15 protein-coding genes are annotated in these 17,125 nt (G+C 65.0%); 3 read left to right on the top strand and 12 right to left on the bottom strand.

Annotation, left to right across the window (positions count from 1 at the left end; all coding sequences use genetic code 11):
- Positions 1 to 284: 284 nt before the first annotated feature.
- The 3 genes from CQ14_RS15950 to CQ14_RS15960 form a co-directional block, all read right to left on the bottom strand.
- Positions 285 to 2,183 carry a hybrid sensor histidine kinase/response regulator gene (locus tag CQ14_RS15950; protein WP_057858824.1) on the bottom strand — a complete coding sequence of 633 codons (1,899 nt, stop codon included), beginning with the start codon at positions 2,181 to 2,183 and terminating at the stop codon, positions 285 to 287.
- Positions 2,184 to 2,294: 111 nt separating this feature from the next.
- Positions 2,295 to 3,062, bottom strand: coding sequence for a gamma-glutamyl-gamma-aminobutyrate hydrolase family protein (locus CQ14_RS15955; protein WP_057858935.1), 768 nt, complete (start codon positions 3,060 to 3,062; stop codon positions 2,295 to 2,297).
- 123 nt (positions 3,063 to 3,185) lie between these two features.
- The gene (locus CQ14_RS15960; RefSeq protein WP_057858825.1) at positions 3,186 to 3,881 is read right to left on the bottom strand and encodes a hypothetical protein; all 696 of its coding nucleotides are present in this window, start codon (positions 3,879 to 3,881) and stop codon (positions 3,186 to 3,188) included.
- 146 nt (positions 3,882 to 4,027) lie between these two features.
- Here CQ14_RS15960 and CQ14_RS15965 point away from each other — a divergent pair, with 146 nt between their 5' ends.
- Positions 4,028 to 5,155: an AI-2E family transporter gene (locus CQ14_RS15965; protein ID WP_057858826.1), complete on the top strand. Its 1,128-nt coding sequence runs from the start codon at positions 4,028 to 4,030 to the stop codon at positions 5,153 to 5,155.
- Between the two features lie 5 nt (positions 5,156 to 5,160).
- On the opposite strand, the gene CQ14_RS15970 is transcribed toward CQ14_RS15965, so the two are convergent.
- Positions 5,161 to 5,463 carry an antibiotic biosynthesis monooxygenase family protein gene (locus CQ14_RS15970; RefSeq protein WP_057858827.1) on the bottom strand — a complete coding sequence of 101 codons (303 nt, stop codon included), beginning with the start codon at positions 5,461 to 5,463 and terminating at the stop codon, positions 5,161 to 5,163.
- Between the two features lie 202 nt (positions 5,464 to 5,665).
- Between CQ14_RS15970 and CQ14_RS15975 the strand changes: the two genes are divergently transcribed.
- Positions 5,666 to 7,819: a carboxypeptidase-like regulatory domain-containing protein gene (locus tag CQ14_RS15975; RefSeq protein WP_057858828.1), complete on the top strand. Its 2,154-nt coding sequence runs from the start codon at positions 5,666 to 5,668 to the stop codon at positions 7,817 to 7,819.
- Between the two features lie 6 nt (positions 7,820 to 7,825).
- Here the strand turns inward: CQ14_RS15975 and CQ14_RS15980 are convergent, their stop codons facing one another.
- From CQ14_RS15980 to CQ14_RS16010, 7 genes are all read right to left on the bottom strand, one after another.
- Positions 7,826 to 8,062: a hypothetical protein gene (locus tag CQ14_RS15980; RefSeq protein WP_057858829.1), complete on the bottom strand. Its 237-nt coding sequence runs from the start codon at positions 8,060 to 8,062 to the stop codon at positions 7,826 to 7,828.
- Between the two features lie 139 nt (positions 8,063 to 8,201).
- Positions 8,202 to 9,170, bottom strand: a complete 969-nt coding sequence (locus CQ14_RS15985; RefSeq protein WP_057858830.1) for a Bug family tripartite tricarboxylate transporter substrate binding protein — start codon at positions 9,168 to 9,170, stop codon at positions 8,202 to 8,204.
- Between the two features lie 55 nt (positions 9,171 to 9,225).
- The gene (locus CQ14_RS15990; RefSeq protein WP_057858831.1) at positions 9,226 to 10,356 is read right to left on the bottom strand and encodes an iron-containing alcohol dehydrogenase; all 1,131 of its coding nucleotides are present in this window, start codon (positions 10,354 to 10,356) and stop codon (positions 9,226 to 9,228) included.
- A gap of 13 nt (positions 10,357 to 10,369) precedes the next feature.
- A complete protein-coding gene (gene pdxA, locus CQ14_RS15995; RefSeq protein ID WP_057858832.1) occupies positions 10,370 to 11,410 on the bottom strand; it encodes a 4-hydroxythreonine-4-phosphate dehydrogenase PdxA in 1,041 nt (346 codons plus the stop codon).
- Positions 11,407 to 12,519, bottom strand: coding sequence for a four-carbon acid sugar kinase family protein (locus CQ14_RS16000; protein ID WP_057858936.1), 1,113 nt, complete (start codon positions 12,517 to 12,519; stop codon positions 11,407 to 11,409). Before CQ14_RS16000 ends, pdxA begins: the two co-directional genes overlap by 4 nt.
- A gap of 2 nt (positions 12,520 to 12,521) precedes the next feature.
- Positions 12,522 to 13,970 carry an FAD-binding oxidoreductase gene (locus CQ14_RS16005; RefSeq protein WP_057858833.1) on the bottom strand — a complete coding sequence of 483 codons (1,449 nt, stop codon included), beginning with the start codon at positions 13,968 to 13,970 and terminating at the stop codon, positions 12,522 to 12,524.
- Positions 13,971 to 13,996: 26 nt separating this feature from the next.
- Positions 13,997 to 14,920 (bottom strand): dihydrodipicolinate synthase family protein, encoded by a 924-nt coding sequence (locus tag CQ14_RS16010; protein ID WP_057858834.1) that lies wholly within the window; start codon positions 14,918 to 14,920, stop codon positions 13,997 to 13,999.
- Positions 14,921 to 15,055: 135 nt separating this feature from the next.
- Here CQ14_RS16010 and CQ14_RS16015 point away from each other — a divergent pair, with 135 nt between their 5' ends.
- Complete coding sequence (locus CQ14_RS16015; protein ID WP_057858937.1) at positions 15,056 to 15,877, top strand: IclR family transcriptional regulator; 822 nt, start codon at positions 15,056 to 15,058, stop codon at positions 15,875 to 15,877.
- 17 nt (positions 15,878 to 15,894) lie between these two features.
- On the opposite strand, the gene CQ14_RS16020 is transcribed toward CQ14_RS16015, so the two are convergent.
- Complete coding sequence (locus CQ14_RS16020; protein ID WP_057858835.1) at positions 15,895 to 17,112, bottom strand: GGDEF domain-containing protein; 1,218 nt, start codon at positions 17,110 to 17,112, stop codon at positions 15,895 to 15,897.
- Positions 17,113 to 17,125: the final 13 nt, after the last annotated feature.

Below are 17,125 nucleotides of genomic sequence, written 5' to 3' on the forward strand. Positions count from 1 at the left end.
TGATAGCAAACCTCGGGCGCAACGCGCCGCGCGATCGCCAGATCATATTCAGTTGTCATCCCCGCGAAGGCGGGGATCCAGTACGCTGCGGCTTATCGGTTCAATCATTGACGTCTCTGGAATACTGGATCCCCGCCTTCGCGGGGATGACGATGGTGTGTTGCGCCGCTATCTCCACGTCATTGCGAGCGCAGCGAAGCAATCCATGTCACCTCATGCGCCGAAAGATGGATTGCTTCGCGAAGCCGGTCATCGGGCGGCGCTTCGCGCCGACCCGTTGGCTCTCAATGACGGTGAGGCCGATCGTTCTCCCTCAGAAACCGCTCCAGGTCCTCCTGCACCGAATAAGGCAGCGGGATCGGATCGCCCTGATGGTCTACCGCGCGATCGAGGCAGAGGCGCACCATGCGCGCCAGCTCGGCCTTGCGGTACGGCTTGGCAAGCAACAGCACGCCCTCGCCGGGACGCCTGTCGAGGTCGAACGCACCGAACGTGTTGCCGGAGGTGTAGAGCACCCGCAGCGGTGTGCGCAGTTCGGCGGCCTTTTGCGCGAGCTGCCGGCCGTTCATGGCGCCGGGCATGACGATGTCGGTGAACAGGAGATCGAACGGCGTGCCGGCATTGATCAGCTCGAGTGCCTGCGCCGCGTTGGCGGCAGCAATGACCTTATAGCCGAGGCTTTCGAGCCGGCCGATGACATGCGCGCGGACGACGTCGTCATCCTCCACGCAGAGGATGGTTTCCGTTCCGCCGCGCAGCTCGCCATGCGGCGCGGACGGCGCGGCGCCGGCTTGCGGCATTTCCAAAGGCTCGACGTTGGCCTTCGGCAGATAGATGCGAAAGCAGGCGCCCTTCCCCTCCTCGCCGTCGACCACGACGCCGCCGCCCGACTGTTTTGCAAATCCGAACACCATGCTGAGCCCGAGACCGGTGCCGGTGCCGAACTGCTTGGTCGAAAAGAACGGCTCGAAAACCCGGTCGCGTATCCCAGCCGGAATGCCGGCTCCGCTGTCGATGACCTCGATGGTCACATAGTCGCCGGGGCCGAGCCCGGCCACTTCGGCATCCCCTTCCTCGCGCGTAAAATTCGCGGTCCTGAACAAAAGCCTTCCGCCCTCAGGCATGGCGTCGCGGGCATTGATCGCGAGATTGACCAGCGCGGAAGAGAGTTGGCCGCGATCGACCAGCGCCGGCCAGGCCCGATCGCTCAATGCCGTCTCGATCTCGATCTGCCGTCCGAGCGTCGGAGACAGCAATTGCACCACCTCGTCGACCAGGCCGTTGACGTCGGTCTCGCGCGGCCGCAGCGGCTGCTTGCGGGCAAAGGCGAGCAGGTTGGCCGTGAGCTGGGAAGCGCGATCGGCGGCATCGTCGATCATCCGCACGATCGAGGCGAGCGCGGGATCGTGCTTGACGCCGTCGGCCAGGATTTCGATCGTGCCTGTGATCACGGTCAGCATGTTGTTGAAGTCGTGAGCGATGCCGCCGGTCATTTGCCCGACCGATTCCATCTTCTGCGCCTGGAACAGTTGCTCCTCCGCGGCGCGCTTGGCGGTGATGTCCCTGACGAAGGCGTTGATGATGTGGCCTTCACCGCGGCGCAGCGCGGTAAACGAGACCTCGGCGAAGAATTCGCGGCCGTTCTTTTGCAGCAGCGGCGTTTCGTATCGTCCGCCGACCCCGCTGCCTTCGGCCTCGCTCAGGAAACGATCGAGCCATTGCCGGTACAATACGCGCAGCGGTTCCGGAAACAGAAGCTCTTCCACGCTCCTGCCGACGGCCTCGGCGCGCGTCCACCCCATCAAGGCCTCGGCGTGTGGAGACCAGTTGAGGACGATGCAGCGTTCATCGGTCTGGACAAAGGCATCGAGCGCGCCTTCGATGATGGCTTGCGCCATTTCGCTGTCGATCGTTGTCCGGTGCGAATGTCCCTGCTCCGGAGCATTGCGAATATCCGCGATCTCAGCGGCGTCGAGCCGTTTGAGCCGGAGCCCCCCAAATCCGGCCACAACTGCGAGCACACTGGCCGTTGCGGCGCCCACCAGCGCGGCGCCGACGAGTGTCGCCAGCAGCCCGACCGGCGGAGCGCGTGTCGCAAAATAATAGCTCACCGCGCCCACCACGCAGGACGTCACGACGACCAGCAAAATCATCGCCAGCGCGAGACGTCCAGGTTGCGTCATGGCACCTTTACCAATCTGGGGATGACGGAAAATTTAGCCGACTTCCCGGACCCGATCCCATCTTTTCCGCTCCGTAAAATTACGGATCGGACCGGCGGCAGCGTCTCCCGGTCAGTTCGCGCGGTGCGCCTTGAGCGCCGTCCCGAATGCTTCGAACAAGGCGCGGTTGATCGGGTTGCGCTGCGGGTCGTATTCGGCGTGCCACTGGACGCCGAGCGCAAAGCTCGGGGCGTCCGCGATCCGGATAGCTTCGATGGTACCGTCCTCGGCAATGCCTTCAATGACGACGCGCTCGCCGGGTTCGAGGATGCCCTGCCCGTGCAGCGAATTCACGCGGATGGTTTCGCAGCCGAGCAGGCTCGCAAAGGTGCCGCCGGGCGTAAGGTGGACGTCGTGGCGGTCGGCAAACACGACTGTCGGATCGGGATGGATCTCGCCGTTCTCCAGCCGCGGCATGCGGTGGTTCATGCGGCCGGGGATCTCGCGGATTTCCGGATGCAGCGAGCCGCCGAAGGCGACGTTCATCTCCTGCAGGCCGCGGCAAATGCCGAAGATCGGCACTCCGCGGGCGACGCAGGCCTCCGTCAACGCCAGCGCGACGTCGTCACGGTGGATGTCGTAGGGCTCGTGCTTCTCATGCGGCTCGGTCTTGAAGCGGGTGGGATGAACGTTGGCGCGGGCGCCGGTCAGGATCACCCCGTCGACGACGTCGAGCAGCGCACCGATGTCGGTGATTTCAGGCGACCCCGCAAACATCAGCGGCAACGCGCCTGCGACGTCGGTGACCGCACGCAAATTGCGTTCTCCGACCATCTGGGTCTGGAAACGATTTTCGACGCGATAGGCGTTCCCGATCACACCGACGACGGGCCGTCTCATCGCAAGTTTTCCGCTGTCATCGTCCTGTGCAAGGATCTTCTGGGTTGGGTCATGATTGGAGAAGATAATGCCTGCGGCACGGCTGCGGATCAATATCCGCAGGGCGGCAGCGGAGCTGCCTTGCTATTTTCGCGTGAAAGCCTCCCGGGCATCGATACCGTCGACCCCGGGCAGACCGGCCGCCCGAAGCGCCGAGGCCGCCGGATTGCCGGCGACATCCAGCCAGGGCAATTTGGCCTGGATTCCGCGGGTGACCGGCTCGCCCAGCGCACCGCCAAAATCGAGCGGCCAGTATCCGTTCGGCACTACCTCGGCCGATATCCCCTGGAGGCGATAGCCTTTGCCGAGCACCGCTTCGGCATCATCGGGGCCTACCTGCCGCGCGCTGCCGGGTGTGGCCGGGTCGGCAAAGCTGACGAGCACCGGAATCAGCTCGCCCCTCACCGGTACGATTCCGGTCTGCCGGCTCATCTCGCTGAATGGCACGCGCTTGCCGGCGGCCGCCCCGTAGGCACGCAAGGCCACATAGTTGATGTCATCGAGCACCAGCTTGTTGTCGACATGGGCGAGCAGCGCGACGAGGTTCTTGCCCTGCCCGAGATCGACGAAAACGGCGTCGCCCAGGGTGCGGGTCTGGCCGCGGCGGGTGTAGCTGCGGTCGGGATGGACGGCGACGACGCCGGATGCCGATTTGCGCCCCTCCGGCGTCTCGACCTCGACCGTCAGGCGATATTTGTGGGCGGGCCGGTTGATCCTGATCTGGTCGCCGATCACCAGCGCCGCCAGCAGCGCCAGCGGGCCGAACCATTTGAAGCTCATCTCGTCCTCGCCGGCGTCATATTAGTTCATCCACCGCTTGGCATACCTGACGCGGCAGCGTCAAACCGGCGCGTGCGCCGACGCTTGATCCCGGCGGCGTTTTGTCGAAAGACTGCCCGGTCAATATTCTGCAAGAAGGAATCAACGTGACAGGTCCGGCTGACAATCGCCTTCAGGCCCGCAGCGACATGGCGTGGGCGATCTCGGTCGGGGGCATCGGCGTCGTGCTGTTCGCCGCGATGCTTGCGTTCACCTGGCACTTCGCCGCGACGCTGTTTCTGATCTTTTCCGGCATGCTGCTCGGCGTCGCCCTCAACGCCATGAGCAATTTGCTCGGGCGCGTGGTGCGCCTGCCGCATGCGCTGCGGCTGACGACGGTCTGCCTGGTGGTCGCGGGCATGCTGTCCGGCATCATCTTCCTCGGCGGCACCACGATCGCCCAGCAGACGACGGCGCTGAGCAAGACGCTCAAATCGCAGCTCGTCAACGTCAAGGGCTTTCTCGATCAGAACGGCATCGACACCAGCTTCTTCGATTTCGGCACGTTGTCGTCGACCTCGGATGACGGCTCGCCGGCGCCGGCCGCGACGCCGACGCCGCACGCGCTTCCGAGCGCCGGCACGATCGCGGCAAGCGGCGGCGCGATCTTCAGCCAGAGCCTGAAACTGATCCTGGGTACGGCAAGCGCGGTCGGAAACTTCTTCATCGTGCTGTTTCTGGGGATCGCATTCGCGACCCAGCCGAGTGTCTACCGCGACGGGCTGTTATTCATGGCGCCGGCCAAGCATCGCACGCGCGCGGTGGCAATCGTCGACCGGATCGGCGAGACGCTGGAGCGCTGGCTGATCGCGCAGATCATTACCATGGTCGCGGTGTTTCTGGTGACCTGGATCGGGCTGTCGATCATCGGCATCCAGAGCTCGTTCATCCTGGGCATCCAGGCCGGGCTGCTCGCCTTCATCCCGACGGTCGGCGCCATCCTCGGCGGGCTGATCGTGGTGATGGCAAGTCTTGCCTCCGGATGGGTCGCCGCCCTCTCCGCCTTCATCCTGTTCCTCGGCGTGCACGCGCTGGAAAGCTACGTGCTGACGCCGATCATCCAGCGCCAGGCGCTGGATATTCCGCCGGCGACGCTGTTTGCATTCCAGATCCTGCTCGGCGTCGTCTTCGGCATCTGGGGACTGGCGCTCGCGCTGCCCCTGATGGCGATCGCCAAGGTGATGATCGACCACTTCAAGGCGGAAGCCGCGCCCATACAGGTGATGGCGGCGTGACGGTCTCAGCCCGCCGTGGTCAGCACCGTCTCGGTATGCTCGACCTCGGGGGGCGAGGCAAAATACGGCCCGACCAGCGCGCGCCAGGCGGTGAAATCCTCCGAGCCGCGGAAATCCACCGTGTGGTTTTCCAGCGTCTCCCACTTCGCCACCAGCCGGTAGCGCTGCGGCTTCTCGATCGACTTGTGCAGCTCGAACCCCTTGCCGCCCTTGGCGCGCAGGAACAGCGGACGCGCCTTGGCGACGGCCGCTTCAAACTCCTTCTCGGTGCCCGGCTTGACGTCGATTTGTGCGATTTCGGTGATCATCGGTTACGCCTTCTCATAGGAATGGCCGTGTCTAACCCAGCCGTCCCAAAAGCAAAAGGCCGATGCATCGGCGTTGCTGCGTTGCACGATGCCGCGAGCGTGAGGAAATCGCGCGCGTGACATGCTCCCGCCGCAACCCTCGTTTGATGTACGCTTGCGCCACACGACGAGCGGCAAGCTCGCGGTCACGGGGAGAGAAACCATGAATCTCGATCGGGCCTTGTTCGCATTCACCCTGGCAGTATCGGCAGGTGTGCTCAGCTTGATGGCGCCACCATCGCGCGCCCAGCAGTCGGCGGCGGTCCCGATCGACAATGACGATATCGGCGGCGTGGTCGCCGGCCCGAACGGGCCAGAGGCTGGCGTCTGGGTCATCGCCGAGACCAACGAGTTGCCGACTAAATTCGCCAGGATCGTCGTCACCGACGATCAGGGGCGCTATGTGATCCCCGATCTTCCACTGAACGTGAACTACACGATCTGGGTCCGCGGCTACGGGCTGGTGGATTCACCGAAGCTGCGCGCCAAGCCCGGCCAGCAGATTAATCTCGCGGCGGTCCCGGCGCCGAACGAGGCGGCAGCCGCCCATTATTACTCGGCGATCTACTGGTACACGATGATGAAGATCCCGCCGGCGAAGGATTTCGGCGGGACGACCGAGATTCCGAAGGAGATCACGCAGGACATCTGGCGCCAGCGCATGAACAATGTCGACTGCATCGGCTGCCATCAGCTCGGCCAGGAATCCACGCGCACGATCCCCGGCGCATTCGGTGAATTCAAATCGGGCGAGGAAGCCTGGATGCGCCGCGTCTCCTCAGGGCAGACCGGCGAATGGATGGTGAACCGGCTCGCGGGCCAAATGGGCGGCGTGCCGTTCAAATATTTCGGCGACTGGACCGACCGGGTCGCCAAGGGCGAACTGCCGAAATCGAGGCCGCCACGGCCGGCCGGCATCGAGCGCAACGTCGTCGTCACGTCCTGGGAATGGGCGACCGAAAAACACTTCGTCCACGATCTGATTTCCTCGGACCGGCGCTATCCGACCGTCAACGCTTACGGCCCGCTGTTCGGAGCGAACGAATATTCCTCCGACGACATGCCGATCCTCGATCCCAAAACGCACAAGGTGACATTCTCGAAGATGCCGGTCGCCGATCCCAACGCACCGGAATCGTTCGGCCCGCCGCTGCATGGCACCGCCGTGCTCAATCCGGTCAGCCCGTCCGCCTATTGGGGCGAGGAGAAGATCTGGAGCCAGCGCGCCAACAATCACAACAGCATGTTCGACAGGAAGGGCCGCGTGTGGCTGGCGGCGGCAGTGCGCGGCATTGAAAATCCGGCGTACTGCAAGAAGGGGTCCGACCATCCGTCAGCCAAGGCCTTCCCGCTCGAGCGTTCAGGGCGGCAGGTGACGGTGTTCGATCCCAAGACCCAGAAGTACAGTTTCGTCGATACCTGCTTCGGCACTCATCACCCGCAATTCGGCTACGATGCCGACGACACGCTTTGGACGTCGGGCACGGGTCCGGTCGCCGGCTGGATCAACACCAGGATCTGGGACGAGACCGGCGATGCGGTCAAAGCGCAGGGCTGGGCGCCGTTCGTGCTCGACACCAACGGCAACGGCAAGGTCGACGAATACACCGAACCCGGCAAGCCGGCCGAGGCCGGCAAGGACATGCGCGTCGGCGGCTCGGGTCCCTATGCGGTGATGCCGCATCCGACCGATGGCTCGGTCTGGTACACCGTCAACGTGTTCGTCGGCCAGCCCGGCTTCATGCGCTTCGACCCCAAGACCAAACTGTCGGAGTTTTATGCCATCCCGAAGGAAGGCATCGGCGTGCGCGGCGGCGACATCGACAAGAACGGCGTGCTGTGGGGCTCGGGCTCGAACGGCAGCCTGATCCGCTTCGACCGCAGCAAATGCAAGGCTCCGCTGAACGGGCCGGAAGCCACCGGCAACCACTGCCCGGAGGGATTCTCCTACTTCAAATATCCCGGACCCGGCTTCGAGGGCTTCGAAAACTCCAGCGCCGAGGCGAGCTACTACACCTGGGTCGATCACCACAACACGGTCGGCCTCGGCGAGAACATCCCGATCTCCACCGCCAATCTCAATGACGGCTTCGTCGCCTTCAAGGATGGGCAGATGGTGATGCTGCGCATCCCCTATCCGCTCGGCTTTTTCGCCAAGGGCCTCGACGGTCGCATCGACGATCCGGCCGCAGGCTGGAAGGGCCGTGGCCTGTGGAGTTCGAGCGGCGATCGGACGCCGTGGCTGATGGAGGGAGGCAAGGGTTCAAAGCCGCGGGCGGTGCACATTCAAGTGCGTCCCGATCCGTTGGCGAAGTAAAGGATTCTAGCTGAACAGCAGGACCGTCCCGGCCACCATCAGCGCACAGCCGATGAAGAAAATGGCAGGCCAGCGCATTCTGCGCTGATCATAACGCCCCTGCGCACGGCGCTCAGTGATGAGCGCCATCTCGTATTCTTCCGAGGTCGAGAACATGCAACCAAAACCGCCGCGGGCTGAAGCTGCCGCAGCTTCGAGCGACATCAGGGCGGACCGCGGGTTACGTCTGCGAGATGAATCCATAAGCAGATGATATGGACGGAATGGTAAACGGGAGGTTACCGCACCGTCTCCGTCCGGAGATCAATTCAAAACTATTGAATTAGCCTCCGGACGTATCGCGTTGTTCGCACGCGATGTTTGCGAAAGCGCTACTCGCGCCCTACTCCAGCTTGATGTTGGCGGCCTCGATGACCTTCTTCCATCGCGTCGTCTCGGAGGCGATGTAGGCCGCGAACGGCTGGGAATCGAGCGCTACGGCGTCCGCACCGAGTTCGGCCATCTTCTGCACCGTCTCCGGCTGCTGCATGAACGCCCGGATCTCCGCCGACAACTTTTCGACGATCGGCTTCGGCGTCGCGGCCGGGACGAAGAAGCCGTGCCAGGCGACCGCCTCGAAGCCGGGCAGATGCTCGGCGACGGTGGGAAGGTTCGGATCGAACGACGCGCGCTTGGGCGTCGCGGCCGCGATCAGCGCCAGCTTGCCGTCCTTGGCCTGCGGCAGGAGCAGCGGCACGTTGTCGAAGGCAAGGTCGATCTGTCCGCTGATCAGATCCGTCAGCATCGTGCTCGAGCCCTTGTAGGGCACATGCACCATCTTGGTCCCCGTCATCTGCTGGAACAATTCCGCCGCCAGATGCTGCGAGGTGCCGACGCCGGCCGAACCGAACGAGACCTTGTCCGGGTTGGCCTTCAGGTACGCGATCAAATCCGGCAGCGTCCGCGCCTTGATCTTGTCGGGGTTAACGACCAGCACGTTGGGAACCATGCTGATCTGGACGATCGGCTGCAGATCCTTGTCGGGCTGATAGGTGAGCTTCGGACCGTACAGCGACGGGTTGATCGCAAGGGCGGACGTGCTCGCCAGGCCCAGCGTCAGGCCATCAGGCGCCGCGCGCGCCAGCCGCGTGACGCCGACGATGCTGCCGGCGCCGCCGACATTTTCGACCACGAACGGCTTGCCGAGTTTCGCCTGAAGATGATTGGCGACCATGCGCGCAAAGATATCGGCGGTGCCGCCGGCGGCGAAGGGAACGATCACGCTCACCTGCCTGGAAGGATACGCATCCTCCGCCTTCGCGGGCGCCGCCAGCAGCATTGCCGACGCAAGAATAAGCCACATTGATCTCATCGAAGTTTCCTCTGCTTGCTATTGGTTTACCGCCGCCCCGCCCCCAGCGAGTTGGCTAAAACGCCGTCTCGTACATCTTCAAAATTTCGTCGCGGGAGAGATCCCGCGGGTTGTTGTCGAGCAGGCGGCGAATGGCATGGGCCTCATCCGCCATGGTGCTGAGATCGTCCCTGGGAACGCCGAGCGCCGACAGGCGCATCTCGATGCCGAGATCGGCGCAGAACTGATAGGTGGCGTCGAATGCAGCCGCGGGAACGTTGCGCTCCGGCAGGCCGAGCGCGTGCAGCACGGCGATCGTCTTTACCGATGTCTCCGGCATATTGAACGCCAGCGTATGCGGGAAGATCACCGCACAGGCGAGGCCATGCGCTACATGGTGCCGCGTGCCGAGCGGATAGGCCACCGCATGGCCGGCCGTCGTGTTCACCGGGCCGAGGCAATAGCCGCCATAGAGCGAGGCCAGGGCGAGACCGGCGCGGGCTTCGCGATCGCTGCCGTCGGCAACGGCACGCTGCAGGTAGCGTCCGACCAGCCGTGCGCCTTCGAGCGCGTAGAGGTCGATCGCAGGGTGTGCCTTGCGGCTGGTATAGGCCTCGACGCAATGCGCCAGCGCGTCCACACCGGTTGCGGCGGTAACTTCCCGCGGCACGGTCATCGTCAGGTCGGGATCGACGATGGCGATATCGGCCAGCATGAAGCGGCTCTGCACGGCGAGCTTGTTGCGGCTCGCGGGATCAGTGACGAGCGCGCGGGTGCCGGCTTCGCTGCCGGTTCCCGAGGTGGTCGGAATCTGCATCAGCGCGACGCCGCGGCCCGCGACCTTTTCGGCGCCGACGATGTCGGCAAAGGCCACCTCGCTAGTGCAGAGCACGGCAACAAGCTTGGCGAGATCCATCGCGCTGCCGCCGCCGAAGCCGACGATGAGGTCGGGCGCCACTTCGCGCGCCATCGCCACCGCCTTGTCGAGGTTGGGCAGATCGGGCTCGGGCTTCACGTCGCCGAACACCTTGACCGCGCCGGGCAGTGCCAGTTGATCAACGCGGCGCGCGTTGAAGGAATCCGAGATCACCAACGGCCGCCGTGCGCCGATCCGCTCCGCAAAGCGCGCCGCAGCGGCGATGGTCCCACATCCGAACTCGAGGATGGTGGGACGAAGGATTTCGATCGGCGTGAAGGAATTGGTCATTGGACGTCCGGCCTTATTGCTTTGGAGCTGAAGAAATGCCGCCGGCCAGACGCTCGGCGTAGTCGATGGCCTCGATCAGGCTGTGTTCGTTGGCGATGCCCTTGCCGGCAATGTCGAAGGCGGTGCCGTGATCGACGGAGGTGCGGATGATCGGCAGGCCCAGCGTGATGTTGACGCCGGACAATTCCTGCCAGCGGCCGGTCGCGGGATCGACCTGGAAGCCGAGCAGCTTTACCGGGATGTGTCCCTGATCGTGATACATCGCGACCGCGGCATCGAACTGGCCGGCACGAAGCTTGACGAAGATGGTGTCGCCGGGCACCGGACCGACGACGTCGAGACCATCGGCGACCGCCTTGGCGATGGTCGGCGCCGAGACGTCGATATCCTGACGGCCGAACAATCCGCCCTCGCCGGCATGCGGGTTGAGCGCCGCAATCGCGATCTTCGGGCGCGCAATGCCGAGCCGCAACAACGCGTCGTTGGTGAGATCGATCACCTGGCGCAGCCGCTCCGGGGTCAATCGCTTCGGCACGTCCTCCAGCGCCACATGGGTCGAAACGTGGCTGACGCGCATGTTGCCATGGGCGAGCAACATCACCGAGCCGCGCACGCCGGTGAGATGGGCCAGCATCTCGGTGTGTCCGGGATAGTGGAAGCCCGCCTTGTTGAGCGCCTCCTTGTTCAACGGCGCCGTGACGATCGCCGCGGTCCTGCCAGCCTGCGTCAGCCGCACGCCCTGCTCCACTGCCTTGTACGCGAAGCGTCCGCCATCGGCACTCAGCACGCCTGGATGGATCGGCGTCCCCTCGGCGTCGGCCTGCAGAAAACAGAGATTGGGCCAGTCGCGGTCGTCGGCCTCGACCCGCGGAATCGCAACGCTGGCGCCGAGCGCAGCTTTGGCACCCTCCAGCGCCGCGCCGCTACCGATGATCAGGAGGCGCAGATCGCCCTTTGCGATCCGCTCCTGCAATCCGATGCAGGCCTTGACGATGATCTCGGGACCGATCCCGGCCGGATCGCCCATGGTGATCGCAAGATGGCGAGAGGTCATGTCAGTTTCCCTGTGCTGAGCAATTGATTGTCATGGAGCAAATCGCGCCATAGCTCCCTTGTACCAAACGCTCCGGATTTGGAGATCACGTCAACGCCGGCCCAGCGGCCGCCCTGCAGGATCGAACGCGGCAGCCCCGGCACGAGGCGGCCGGTGACCTGCAACGCCTGCGCACCAAGCGCGACGCAGGCCGCCTTCAAGGTCTCACCACCGGCAACGATCAGCGTGCCTGGAGGATCAAGCGCTGCGATCAGCACGGTCATTTCGCGCGCGATCCGCCGGGCCGCGTCGGCGCGCGACAGGCCTTCGGGTAGCGCGAATTTCACCAGGGCCGCGCCATCATCGGCAAGCTTGCGCTGCACCCGCGCAGCACCTGCAGCCTCTCCTTCGGCAAGGGTGATGGTGGCCTCGCCGCACGCCTCGAGTTGGGATGCGGTGACGATCTGATCGGAACCAAACAATCCGAGCACCGGCTTCTTCAAACGCCGAGACACGCCGGCGTCACGGCCGCGCGCCAGGGCACCGGCCAATCCGCCGCTCCCGCACCACAGCACGGGCGCGGCCAGGCTTCGCCCCATCTCGACCACGCGGTCGAGATCGCGATCGCTTTCGGCATCGAAGACCTGAACGCCGCCATGCGACAGCGTGTCGGACCGGCCTTGCCGGGCGTCGATGTTCTCCGCTTTCAGCCGCGCCAGAAGGTTCGCGCCGACCGGATACCAGTCGCCCTCCGGCGTGCGCGCGAATTGCTGCCCCTCGCAGGTGCGGCGGCCCTGGTATTCGAAGGCCGGCGCAACAACGCAGGAAGCCCACTGACCGCTGCGCAGGCAGGCGCCGAGTTCGGCGGCCCACGCGCCGCGCAACAGGCTATCGACCTTTTTGTAGGCGATGGTGCCTTCGCCAAGCAGCGGCGCCAGCCGCCCAACGATCTCGACGCTCTCATCTTTGGCGAGCTCGCGCGTTCCACTATCGATCGCAAGACTTTGCGACTTGTCCGTCGAGAGCGCCTCCGGCCAGGTCACATCGAACGGTCCGCACAGCCCGACAAACTCTGCCGCGGTGTCGAGCGCACCGGTGAGGTCGTCGGCGAGGAGGCGGACGCTCGTCATCGTCATGCCGCTCCTGCGTGCTTATTCGCGAAGATCTTGTCCGGATTCATCAGGCCGTTCGGATCGAGCAGTTGCTTGATGCCCCGCATCAGGTCGATGTCGAGTGGATCGGTCACGCGCGCGAGCCGGCCGCGATTGGTGATGCCGATGCCGTGCTCGGCGCTGATGGCGCCACCCTGCGCCGCCGTCTCGTCGTCGACGATCTCGTTGATCTCAGCCACCAGGGCAGCCGTCGTCGCAGGGTCGCTGCACCGATCGCGGTCGATCAGGGCGACCACGTGAATATTGCCGTCGCCGATATGGCCGTGCATCACCACGCGCGCATGCGGGACGGCCGCCATGATCCTGGCCTCGACATTGGTGACGAACGCGGCCTGCCGCTCCAGCGGAACCACGCTGTCGTGCGACACCACATAGCCGCTGCGCTTGTTGCCTTCGGACACGCTGTGCCGCACTGCCCAGATCGCCTTCGCCTGCGCGAGGCTCGAGGCCAGCACGGCATCCTCAGCCAGTCCCGCATCCATCGCATCCGACAGCACGGTGGCCAACGGCTCGTTGAGGTCGATCCCGGCCAGCGTATCGGTCAGTTCGACGATCAGGTACCACGGCGTGGTGAGTTCGAAGGGAATGGTGACATGCGGCACGGTCTCGGCGATCGCCTCGATCTGGCTGCGCGACATGATTTCGAGGCTGCCGAGTCGGTCGCCGACCGCGCCACGCAGGCGCTTCATGATCTCGAGGGCCTGCGCGACGCTCTGCAATTTGAGCAACGCCAGAGCCGAGCTGCGCGGCGGCGCGAACAGTTTCAGCACGGCAGCCGTAACGATACCGAGCGTCCCCTCCGCGCCGATGAAGAGCTGCTTGAGCGCATAGCCCGTGTTGTCCTTGCGCAGCGCGCGCAGGCCATTGAAGATGCGCCCATCCGGCAGCACCACTTCCAGCCCGAGCACGAGATCGCGCATCGGTCCGTAGCGCAGCACCGCCGTGCCGCCGGCATTGGTGGAGATATTGCCGCCGATCTGGCAGGAGCCCTCGGCGCCGAGGCTCAACGGAAAATAGCGGTCCGCGGCCGTGGCCGCAGCCTGCACCTCGGCGAGGATGCAGCCGGCCTCAACTGTAATAGTGTTGGCGAGCGGGCTGACATCGCGCACGCGCCGCATACGGTCGAGCCGGATCACCACGTTGCACGCGCCGTCATCCGGCGTGGCGGCGCCGCACATGCCGGTGTTGCCGCCCTGGGGGACGATCGAGAGCCGCTTGTCGGCACAATAGCGGACGACCGCGGCCACCTCGGCGGTCGAGCCGGGCTTGACGACCGCAACAGCACGGCCGCGATAGCGTCCGCGCCAGTCCACCACATAGGGCTCCTGATCGCCGGCGGAATCGATGACGTAATTGTCGCCGACGATATCAGCCAATCCAGCGAGCACATCCTGGAAGGATTCGGACATCGGATCGCCTCGTCGCCGGCGTCGCGCTAGGCGACCGCCGCGGCATTCGCGCCGGCGTTGGCAAGCAGCTCTTTCAAATACGGAGCCGGCAGGGACTCCAGCGGCGGCCGCAGGCGCTGCCATCCGGCATGGCCGGTGCGCTGTGCAACCAGCGCCTTCAGCGATGCCATCTGCGAGAAACGCGAGACAAGCTCGCGCGCCTTCACAATGCGGGCCTGTGCCGCCGCAAGCTCGGCGTCATCGTCGGCCTTGCCGAAATTCCGGTAGACATGGGCAAGGTCGCGCGCGACCAGGTTGGAGGTCGCGGTGATGCACCCCGCGCCGCCCTTGCGCAACAGCGGCAAGAGCAACGGATCCGCGCCGGTCAGCACCGAGAAGCCCGGGAAGCGCTCGACCATCGCGGTCATGTTGGCGAAGTCGCCGGAGGAATCCTTGATACCGACGAAGGTCGTCGGATAGGCCGCGCGCAGCCGCTCGATCAGCGCATGCGAGATCGGCTGCATCGACATCTGCGGAATATGGTAGAGCACGACCTTGAGCCGCGCATCGCCAAGGCGCTGGACGATTTCGCTGTAGGACGCGTAGACGCCGTCGTCGGTGACGCCCTTGTAGTAGAACGGCGGCAGCATCACCACGGTATCGACACCGACCGAGAGCGCATGACGCGTCAGCGCAATGGTATCGCTGAGGGCCGCGACGCCGGTGCCGGGCAGCAGCCGGTTCGGCGCGATGCCGTCCCGCACGACGGCCTCAAGCAACGCCGTGCGTTCGGCGACCGAGAAGGAATTGGCCTCGCCGGTGGTGCCGAGCATCGCGATGCCGTCGCAGCCCTCGCTCAGGAGATAACGGCAATGCGCGACGAAGCGCGCGTGGTCAGGGCCGAGTTTGGCGTCGAGCGGGGTCAGCGCGGCACAGAACACGCCATGAGGATGCAGGGATGATGTCGACAAAGGTTCCTCCGATCCGCCCGAATCCCATTGTTCGGAATGCGAACATTTGTTATATTTACTGCATTCTCCTAGAACCGGACCGGTGTGGCCGTCAAGGGCCGCCGGCCGGCGTTCTTGCAAGCGGGCATTGACGTAATGGCGAAAACCTCCAGGCGCGCATCGACCAGTGCGCCGAAAAATCCGAAGAACTATGTCGCATCCGTCGGCAAGGCCTTCGCGGTGCTGCAGAGCTTTTCCAGCGACGCCTTCGAATTGACGCTCAGCGAGATTGCCGCGCGCGCCGATCTCGATCGCGGAACGGCGTTCCGCCTGATCCAGACGCTGATCGAACTCGGTTATCTCCAGCCCGTTCCACAGAGCCGACGGTTCCGGCCCGGCGTCGCCTGTCTCGATCTCGGCTACACGGTGCTGTCAGGAGGAACGCTGCGAGCCCTGGCCGAGCCGCTGCTGCGCGACCTCGTGCCGTCAGTGAGCGATGCGGCCTCGCTCGGCGCACTTGATGGAGGCGACGTGATCTACCTTGCCCGCGTCGGCACCGGGCTCGACCGGCACAAGATGGATCGCCGGCCCGGCGCCCGCATTCCGGCGTACAGCGCTGCCCTCGGCCATATCCTGCTGGCGCACCTGCCGCGGGACGAGCAAATACGCCGGCTGGAATTGCGGCCACGCGTCAAATTGTCGGAGCGGACCCTGACGGACCTCGATGCCCTGCTCGACCGGCTCGATCTGGTGAAGCGGCTGGGCCACGCAATCTCCGATGGCGAAAACGCCTACGGTCTCCGCACGCTGGCAGCGCCGATCTTCGATGCGCAAGGCTCGGTGACGGCTGGATTGAGCGTGACGGTCGATGCGACGCGCATGGAGATGGCGGCGTTCCGCGACCAGGCCCTGCCCCCACTGACGCGCGTCGCGGCCGTTGTGCAGGATCTCGCAATCAAGGCCAGTCTGTCGAACTAGCGGCGCGTCGCATTCCGCTACGTCGTTGCCGTCACCTGCCGTGCGGAAGCTGAGCGTCCGGCGCTCTTGCGCCGCCACTTCTCCAGCGACAGCGGCAATTCTTCCGCGACCTCGACCCGGTTACGGCCGGTGCGTTTGGCCTGATAGAGCGCGGTGTCGGCTGCCGCCAGCAGCACCTCGAGCTCCGTGCCCGCCGGACCGCCGGCGACGCCGATGCTGACGGTGGTGACGACCGGGCCTTCCTCGCAGACGATGTTGGATGCCTCAAACGCCTCGCGCACCCGCTCGGCCACGATCACCCCCTCCTCCAGCGGACACGCCAGCAGCGCTGCGAACTCCTCGCCGCCGATGCGTCCCGAAAGATCGCTGATGCGCAAACTGCTGACCACGACGGTGGAGAACAGTTTGAGGATTTCGTCGCCGGCGGGGTGGCCGAAGCGATCGTTGATGCTCTTGAAATGGTCGATGTCGAAAATCAGCACGGTCACCGGCCGCCCCGCGGCGGCCTCGCGCTCGATCACGCGGTTGCAGGCTTCCGTAAAGCCGCGGCGGTTCAACATGCCGCTCAGGGGATCGACCGAGGCAGCGGTCTTGTGCACCGTCACGGCGCGGTCCGACACCAGCATGAAGATGACGAAGACAGTGCCGATCGCATACAGGATCAGTTCGATCGAGAATGCCGTCACCCAGATGCTGCTGACAAAAGTCTCGTCATGCGGGCGCAGCAGGCTGCCGAGCAGGAGCGGCAGCATCAGCACGCAACCATGCATCACCGGCACGGCGATCGACGGCCAGCGCGACTGCATCGTCCGCCGCCGCTCGTTCCACAATTCGGATGCCGTCAGAGCCGCGTAGATTGCGACGATCGATGCACCGACGATCAACCGCATGGCCGGGTTCAGCGACGGCAAGGCCAGCATCGTGCCGACCCAGGCGACCGCGCCAAGCGCGAGCCCCAACAGATTGGGCTTGCGGCCGTGGAATACGCGCGAGGCGTTCCACACCATGCCGCAGGCCATGACTCCGACCGCGTGCAGCGCCAGCAACAGCGGCTCGCCGAGCGCAGCGCCGCCGATGGTCCAGATCGCGACCGAAGCCGCGCCCAGCAGATAGGCCGACCCCCACCACTTCAAGGCCGGAATGTTGTCCTGCTTGCCGAACAGCACCAGCATGGCCCCGAGCATGCCGGCGACCATCGTGGCAAACAGATATAGCGTGGAAGTATCGAATGACATGGGCTCACCCGAA

The sequence above is a fragment of the Bradyrhizobium lablabi genome (assembly GCF_001440475.1).
Classification (GTDB): Bacteria; Pseudomonadota; Alphaproteobacteria; order Rhizobiales; family Xanthobacteraceae; genus Bradyrhizobium; species Bradyrhizobium lablabi.